The organism is Mycobacterium sp. 4D054 (assembly GCF_052245755.1).
Taxonomy (GTDB): domain Bacteria; phylum Actinomycetota; class Actinomycetes; order Mycobacteriales; family Mycobacteriaceae; genus Mycobacterium.
Genome location: NZ_JBQQCF010000090.1, coordinates 1 through 8,439, shown reverse-complemented (window position 1 = coordinate 8,439; position 8,439 = coordinate 1). Strand labels below are relative to the sequence as shown.

The window sequence follows — 8,439 nt, the reverse complement described above, 5'->3', positions numbered from 1 at the left end:
AATACCCTAGCAAGCCAGCGGTCCGATCTAATCGGGTAGTTACGCCGTACCCGCGTCGTGTGGCTTACATGTGCGCGATGCATTCCCGCACGATCCGCGGCCCGGTTCCGTGAGTCCGATCAGTAAAGTCGACGAAGCCCACCGAATGGGTGCCCACTATTTCGGGGGCAAGCTGGAAAAGACAAAGCGCTTCCTGCTCGGTGAGATGCTCGGCCGCATCACCCGGCACCTGTTGCTGATGACTGCCACTCCACACTCTGGCAAGGAAGAAGACTTCCAGCTCTTCCTTACCCTGCTGGACCGCGATCGCTTCGAAGGTAAGAACACCAAGACCGCCAACACTGACGGCATCATGCGCCGCATGGTCAAAGAAGACCTGCTGACCTTTGACGGGAAGAAGCTCTTTCCCGAGCGCCGCGCCGAGACCGTGCCCTACGAACTCACCGAACTGGAGTACTCGCTTTACGAGCAGGTCACCGCCTACGTCCGCGAGGGCATGAATCGTGCCGACCGGGTGGGCGGCAAACGCAAGAACACGGTCGGCTTCGCACTGACCGTGTTGCAGCGCCGCCTGGCATCGAGCCCCGAGGCCATCTACAAGAGCCTCGTGCGCCGTACCGAACGGCTCGAGCGCAAGAAGCTCGAAATTCTCAACGGCACCTACACCGACAGGGAGCCGACCGTCGACGTCGAAGGACTCGACGCTGACGACTACAGCTCCGAGCAGATCGAGGAGCTCGAAGAGGAGCTGCTCGACGCCGCCACCGCTGCGCAGACAGTCGAGGAACTTGATGCCGAACTGCTCGAACTAGCCGAGCTGACGACGGTCGCCAAGCTGGTTCGCGATTCGGGCACCGACCGCAAGTGGACCGAGTTGAGCCGCATCCTGCAGGACGAGGCGCTGACCGTCGACGCGAACGGCTGGCCGCGCAAGCTGATCATCTTCACTGAGCACCGCGACACCCTCGACTACCTGGCCGGTCGCATCCGGACGCTAATCGGCAAGCCCAACGCCGTGCAGGCGATCCACGGCGGAGTGCGCCGCAGAGAGCGCCGAACGATCACCGAGGAATTCACCAAGAACAGGGACTGCCAGATCCTGCTGGCCACCGATGCCGCCGGCGAAGGCCTCAACCTGCAAGCTGCCCACCTCATGGTCAACTACGACCTGCCGTGGAACCCCAACCGGATCGAGCAGCGCTTCGGCCGTATCCACCGCATCGGCCAGGAGGAAGTCTGCCGCCTCTGGAACATCGTCGCCAGCAACACCCGCGAAGGTGACGTCTTTGTCCGGCTGCTTGCCAAGATCGAAGAACAGCGAAAAGCCTATGGCGGCAAAGTCTTCGACGTCCTCGGGGAAGCATTCTCGGAGACTCCCCTGCGAGAACTGCTTCTGGACGCGATCCGGTATGGCGAACTTCCCGAAGTTCGCGCCAAGATGCACGAAGTCATCGACCACAAAGTATCCGACGGGCTCAAGGAACTGCTCGACGAACGAGCACTCGCCTCAGACCACCTCGCCGACGCTGACCTCGCCAAGCTTCGCGCCGCCATGGACGAGGCCCGCGCCCGCCGACTCCAGCCGCACTACATCGAACTCGCGTTCAAGGCGGCATTCACTCGACTCGGTGGCCGTATCGCCAAACGTGAACGCGGTCGCTACGAAATCGCCAACGTGCCGGCACAACTCAGGGCCAGCAAGTACCAGCCGATCGCCACCAAGTATGACCGCGTCGCCTTCGACCTTGAACATGTGCACTCCGAAGAGCTGGCACGCGCCGACCTGCTCGCACCGGGACACCCGCTGCACGACGCAGTGATGGACGAAGCGATACGACACTTTGGCGGCACACTAAACAGCGGCACCGTGCTGGTATCAGCGACGCTGGAGGAGCCTCACCTGCTCGTCGGCGTTGTCGAAGAGGTCGCCGACGCCACTGGCGCTGCGGTGTCCCGACGATTTGGCTACGCCTATGTCGACAGCCTCGGCACCGTGACGCCCGCAGGGCCGGCCCCCTATCTCGATTGCGTCGCCGCACCCGACACACCAGCCGTCGCTACGGCTCGCCAGCTCCCCTGGTTGGCCGACGCCGAAGACCGCGCGAACAGCTGGATCATCACGACCCAACTTCCCGAGTATCTGGCCGAAGTACAACCACGGCGTGCCGCCGAACTCGCCAAGTGCCGCGATCTAGTCGTGAAACGCCTTGAAGGCGAACGGGATCGGATGCTCCTCGATGCTGCGGTGGCCGCGGAGAAGGAGCAGACCGGCGAAAAGCCGAAGGAGTCGGCCGAGAGCCTCAACCGCAAGGCGGTGGAACTCGACGCTCGCCTACGAAACCGGCTTGAACTGCTCGACAAGCAGTCGCTCATGTCGATCAAGCCACCCAGAATCGTCACTGCCGCGCTTGTCTTACCCGTAGCTATGGTTGATGGCGAACTTCCGGCGTCAGCGCCGATCCATGCCAAGGAGACCAAGGAGGTCGAGCGGCGCGGTGTCGATCTGGTGATGGTGACGGAACGAGCGCTTGGCCGTAGACCGATCGAACAGGCCTTCAACAACAAGGGATTCGACATCCTGTCCTCGGACGTGAGTGGCGGCACCTACCGCATCGAAGTCAAGGCCCGACTGGAGGGTGCCGCGGACTTCTTTGTCACGCACAACGAGGTGATGGTCGGCAAGAACGCGGCCCCACGCTACCGGCTTGCCTTGGTCAGGGTTGATCCGCGAGGCCCGGACCATGATGAAGTGCGCTACCTCGACAACCCGTTCGCATCAACGGATCTGGGTGATTTCGCCTCGACCGGCATCCGCGGTGATTGGGCGAAAATGTGGGCGAAGGGGACTCAGCCATTTTGAGGCAGCCGCACAACAATGACTCCTGTCACATCGTCGGGCATGTTCGACGCCACTTCGTCGGCGTCGAACTCCCCCGACTGGATTTCGAGCACGTAGTCGGGCGGAGCGTGGCGCAGAGGTTCGAGCGCGTGCTGGAAGTAGGGAACTCCCCAGTGGCCACTATCAGAGGGCAAGTCTGGGAAGACGGGTCCAAGGCGGTCATGACCGCCACTGCGCACGATGCTCGGAGCGGACGGCGAAACCGCAGTGAACTGCCCCGCACGCGCCCTGAGAAGTTGGTCGATCATCGACTTTGCCACTTGCCGGACTCCCGACTGAGGGGTCAGCAGAAAGTTGATGAGCTCAGGGTCCATATCCTCCACCAGCGTGGGGATGAGCAGCGTTCGTGTCGAACTCGGCTTCCACAGCTCTTCAAGCGCAACCGAGCGTTCGTACGTGGTCACCGAATCGTTGACGATCGCCGGGTCGGCCAGCAGAGCCGGCATCAGGGAAATAGAGCGTTTCACGCACGATGTGCAGCGCATCACTCGGTGATCGTCGGGGCACGGCTCCCAGTTTCGGTAGCCGCCTGTACCGAGGTAGAGCGCGTACACCGGCACCAGGTTCAGACTCGCCGCTGTCGCCCTCAGGATCGACTCCTGACCGCCCGCGGTGGTGCGGTATCCGAAATCGAATCGCCAATTGCTTTCGTGCACCGTCAGACGCTTTGCCTGCACGAGCATCCCGTAGGCGGAGTCGGCGTCCACCCACCACCAGATCCAGTCGGCGCCGCTGGTGGCTTCTGCGGGCTGAGTGAACGGAACCACGCTGACGGCCGTAGCGGCGCGGGAGATCACGATCTCGGTGACAGCCGTTTCACCCCACGGCAGAAATGCTCGCTCACAAGCCGCCATGTGCTGCACGGAATGCTCTCGCGCCCGCCTGAACGCCGTCTCCACCGTCGCCACGGCCGAATACTCGCATATGCGATAGGTCGAGCCTGCGGGATGAGCCAGGTGTCGTCGCGCACTGTCGATGGGTTTCAGCAGGCAGTGGCGCCGCGGCGCCGCGTGGTCATGCCCGAGAGCTGGGCAGAAGGGTCGATGTGGTTCAGAAGCGCAAGTTGATCGAGGTGGCACTTCCTCTCGAGGTGATCAACCGAGAGTCGGCCCGTGAGAAGTCGATTCGGCACGGTCATCCCTCCACGCTGCACCTGTGGTGGGCCCGACGCCCCCTCGCTGCTGCCCGTGCGGTGCTGTTCGCGCAGCTCGTCGACGACCCGTCGTCGAATCTCGAGGAGTTCCCGACTGAGGAGTTGCAACGCAAGGAGCGCGAACGGCTACACAAACTTATCGAGCGGCTCGTCGTCTGGGAGAATATTCGCGACGAGAAGCTGTTCGCTGAAGCCCACTCCGAGATCCTCAAATCCACCGGCGGCAATCCACCGCCGATCCTCGACCCCTTCGCCGGCGGTGGAACCATCCCGCTGGAGGCACAGCGCCTCGGGTTGGAGGCGCACGCATCCGACCTGAATCCTGTTGCGGTACTAATCAACAAGGCGTTGATTGAGATTCCGCCGAAGTTCGCCGGGAGGGCGCCGGTGTCCCCCGACGTCGCCAAGGACCAACTCTCCCATCCGTGGCCGGCTGCGACCGGAATGGCCGAGGACGTCCGCCGCTACGGCCAATGGATGCGACACGAAGCCGAAAAACGCATCGGACACCTCTACCCCAAGGCCACCTTGTCAGACGGCTCGCAGGCGACCGTAATCGCCTGGATCTGGGCGCGCACAGTCACCTGCCCCAACCCCGCCTGCGGCATCGCGATGCCGCTCGTGCGCTCCTGGTCGCTCGGCAAGAAGAAGGGGAAGGAAGCCTACGTGGTGCCGTCCGTAGTCGACAGCACCGTTCGCTTTACGATCGGACATGACCCCAAGCGCGCTCCTACCGCAGCCAACGACGGCACTGTGGGCCGCACCGGCGCTACGTGCATCGGATGTGGATCGGCCGTGGAATTGAAGTACATCCGCACCGAGGGACGGGCCGGACGTTTGGATGCTCAGCTCATGGCAACTGTCGCCGAAGGCAATCGCGCGCGCATCTACCTGGATCCCACAGTCGAGCATGAATCGGCCGCTTCGGTCAAGCGCCCTGACAGTGTGCCAAGTGGTGACCTCGCGGACAATCCACGAGACTTCAAGACACCGAATTACGGCATGACGACGTTCGCTGACCTATTTACGGCGCGGCAACTCACCGCGCTCACCACATTCAGCGACCTCGTCGCGGAGGTCCGTGAACGAGTGCTGTCCGACGCCCTCGCCGCCGGCACGCCCGAAGGCGTTCGTCTCGAAGCCGGCGGCACAGGTGCTGCGGCATACGCCGATGCCGTTGCGACATATCTCGGCTTCGCGATCAGCCGTATGACCAATAAGGCGAGCACCATATGCTCGTGGGACTCCAGCACGAAGATGGAGGCGGTGCGAAGCGTATTCGCGCGCCAAGCACTTCCCATGAGTTGGGATTATGCCGAGTCGAACCCCTGGGGCGGCTCAGGCGGAGATTTCGAGGAAGATCTTCTATGGATTAGCCGTGTGCTAGATAAGTCGTCCGGTGGTGTTCCTGGAGTCGTCGGCCAGGCCTCAGCAGCGGAGCGCGGATACAGCGGTTATCTCGTATCAACCGATCCGCCGTACTACGACAACATCGGTTATTCAGATCTATCCGACTTCTTCTATATCTGGCTGCGCCGATCGCTGCGTTCCATTCACCCCCAACTGCTCAGCACAATGTTGGTTCCCAAAACCGAGGAACTCGTGGCCAATCCATATCGTCACGGCGGCAGGAGCGGCGCACATCAGTTCTTCGAGGATGGCTTTCGCAAGGTCTTTTTTAAAGCGCGCGAGTCTGCCTTTACCGACCTGCCGATCACCGTCTACTACGCCTTTAAGCAATCAGAAGCCACCGCTGTCGGGGAATCATCTACGGGCTGGGAAACACTCCTCGAAGGAATGATCCGGTCGGGGTGGGCGGTCACTGCCACGTGGCCCGTGCGTAGTGAACTAGGCAACCGGATGATCGGTTCCGGGACCAACGCCCTTGCTTCATCGATTGTTTTAGCGTTGCGGCCGCGTCCACTCTCAGCCCCGAGCACCGACCGACGCGAGTTCGTAGAGGCCCTCAAAGCTGAACTCCCGCAAGCGCTCAAGGAGCTTCAGCACGGCGCGATCGCACCGGTTGACCTACCGCAAGCCGCCATTGGGCCGGGCATGGCTGTGTTCTCCCGCTATTCGACGGTGCTGGAGCCTGACGGGTCGAAGATGTCGGTGCGTTCTGCCTTAGCTCGGATCAACCAGATCCTCGATCAAGTGCTCAACGAGCAGGAAGGCGACTTCGACTCGACGACGCGGTTCGCGATTGCCTGGTATCGCCAACACGGTTACAACACAGGAACGTTCGGTGACGCCAACAATCTCGCCAACGCCCGCAACACCACCGTGGACGCGATGGACCGCGGCGGCATTCTGACCAGTCGGGCCGGAAAGGTCCAACTAACCAAACCGTCAGATCTGAGCGCGGACTACAACATTCTGACCGACCAACAGACCAGCAACTGGGAGGCCATGCACCACCTGATCGGGATCCTGGAGGGCGAAGGCATTACGCCCGCTGGTGAGTTCCTGCGATCAGCAATGCGTCGTCCCGACGGTGCCGTCGACGCTGATCTGGTCAAGGAGCTTGCGCACCTGCTGTTCCGGGTCGCGGAGGCAAGCGGCTGGACCAAAGACGCGCTGAGCTTCAACAGTCTCGTCACCAGCTGGCCGGAGATTGTCGATGTTGCACGGTCTGACGCGTCGGCGGCGAGCTCGCAGAGTGCGTTCGACTTCACCGAGGAGGACTGACGTGGGATTCCTGACGCCGATGCATGAGTTGGGTGAGTACCTGGCGTGGACTCGGTCTGGCGAGATCCAATTGCCGGACTTCCAGCGCGGCTACAAGTGGGAAGATGAACGCATCCGTCAACTCCTGGTCACGGTGCTGCGCGGACACCCCTTAGGCGCAGTGATGCTCCTGAAAACCGGCAATTCTCAAGTGCGATTCAAGCCTCGCGCAATCGAAGGCGTCGATCTGGCAGCGGGTGTCCAAGCGAAGTTTCTACTACTGGACGGACAGCAGCGTCTCACCTCGCTCACCCAGGCGCTCAGCGGTAACGGCGTCGTTGCGACGAAGGACAGCCGAGGAAAGCTGCTCGACCGACGCTACCTCGTCCACATGCAGACGGCACTGAGTGACCCCAATCGTGTCGACGAAGCCATCATCTCGATTCCCGCCGATGGTGTCATCCGCACCAACTTCGGCAAGGACGTCGTCCTCGACCTGAGCGACCACGACAAGCAGCGCGAACATGGCTACTTTCCGCTGCACCTGCTCTACGGGGACTACATGAGCTGGATCCTCGAACTACAGGACCGCGAACTTGGCAAGAAGTTCCACGAAGAATTCATCAAACCCGCTGCTACCTATGACATCCCGGCGATCATCCTCGATGAGAACACCGACAAGGCGGCCGTGGCGACTGTCTTCGAGAAAGTCAATATCGGCGGTCTGCCGCTCAATGTATTCGAGTTGCTAACCGCCGTCTTCGCCGGCGATGCGCACTACTTTGAGTCGGCCGGGGAAGACTTCCGCTTGAACGACGACTGGAAGGAGACCCAGCTTAAGTGGGCGTCCTACCCAGTGTTGGCCGCCGTCGAAAACACCGACTTCCTGCAGGCCGTCACAATGCTCACCACCCGGCAGCGACATCTCGCCGACACCTCCGACCGGCCACCGGCGATCTCGGCCAAGCGTGAGGACGTGCTGAGGCTGACGTTGACCGACTACCTAAAGTGGCGTGACCCGCTGCGGGAGGCATTCGTTTGGGCCGCGACGTTCCTGGCGGACCGCCACATCTTCGCTCCGCGCGACGTACCGTACCCCAAGCAACTCGTTCCACTGGCGGCCATCAAGGTGGCGCTGGGCAAGGACGCGGATCTGATCAGCGTCAGCGAGCGTCTGGTCCGCTGGTTCTGGTGCGGAGTCCTCGGCGAACTCTACGGGTCGGCAAGTGAAACACGCTTCGCCCGCGACATCGAAGCTGTCCCCGCTTGGGCGATCGACGAGTCCGCACCGACACCGCGCACCATCCAGGACGCCAGCTTCACCGAATCCCGTCTGCACTCGCTGCGTAGACGAAACGCGGCGGCCTATAAGGGTATTGCGGCGCTCATCCTCGCCAGAGGTGCTCGGGATTGGATGGAGGACAAGACCTTCGACAAGGTGCAATACGTCGACCTCGCCGTCGACATCCATCACGTGTTCCCACAGAAGTGGTGTGACGACAACGGCATTGACCACGAGCACCGCGAAAGCATCGTCAACAAGACGACGATCAGCGCGCGTACGAACCGCATCATCGGCGGCGCGGCGCCATCCTGAAGCGCCCCAGGTTTGATGCCGCATCTTTCTGAGTTGGAAGGATGCAAACCATGCCGAAGAAGATCGACCCGAACGTCAGGGAGCGCTGTGTGCGGCAGGTGCTGGATACCTTGCCGCTGTACC

The 8,439-nt window shown here is 62.0% G+C and carries 4 protein-coding genes; 3 read left to right on the top strand and 1 reads right to left on the bottom strand.

The features are described 5' to 3' along the window. The first annotated feature begins 205 nt into the window (after nt 1-205). Complete coding sequence (locus ACTWP6_RS29275) at nt 206-2,860, top strand: helicase-related protein (RefSeq protein ID WP_443189509.1); 2,655 nt, start codon at nt 206-208, stop codon at nt 2,858-2,860. Here the strand turns inward: ACTWP6_RS29275 and ACTWP6_RS29270 are convergent. Next, nucleotides 2,848-3,807, bottom strand: coding sequence for a DUF6615 family protein (locus ACTWP6_RS29270; RefSeq protein ID WP_233213713.1), 960 nt, complete (start codon nt 3,805-3,807; stop codon nt 2,848-2,850). The genes ACTWP6_RS29275 and ACTWP6_RS29270 overlap by 13 nt on opposite strands. A 137-nt stretch (nt 3,808-3,944) precedes the next feature. Here ACTWP6_RS29270 and ACTWP6_RS29265 point away from each other — a divergent pair, with 137 nt between their 5' ends. Then, complete coding sequence (locus tag ACTWP6_RS29265) at nt 3,945-6,740, top strand: DUF1156 domain-containing protein (protein WP_207554209.1); 2,796 nt, start codon at nt 3,945-3,947, stop codon at nt 6,738-6,740. Nucleotide 6,741: 1 nt separating this feature from the next. Continuing rightward, nucleotides 6,742-8,316, top strand: coding sequence for a GmrSD restriction endonuclease domain-containing protein (locus ACTWP6_RS29260; protein WP_443189508.1), 1,575 nt, complete (start codon nt 6,742-6,744; stop codon nt 8,314-8,316). Nucleotides 8,317-8,439 lie beyond the last annotated feature (123 nt).

Coding starts and splice junctions, on each gene's coding strand:
- ACTWP6_RS29275 (WP_443189509.1), top strand. CDS start 206: ATGCTCGGCCGCATCACCCGGCACCTGTTGCTGATGACTGCCACTCCA.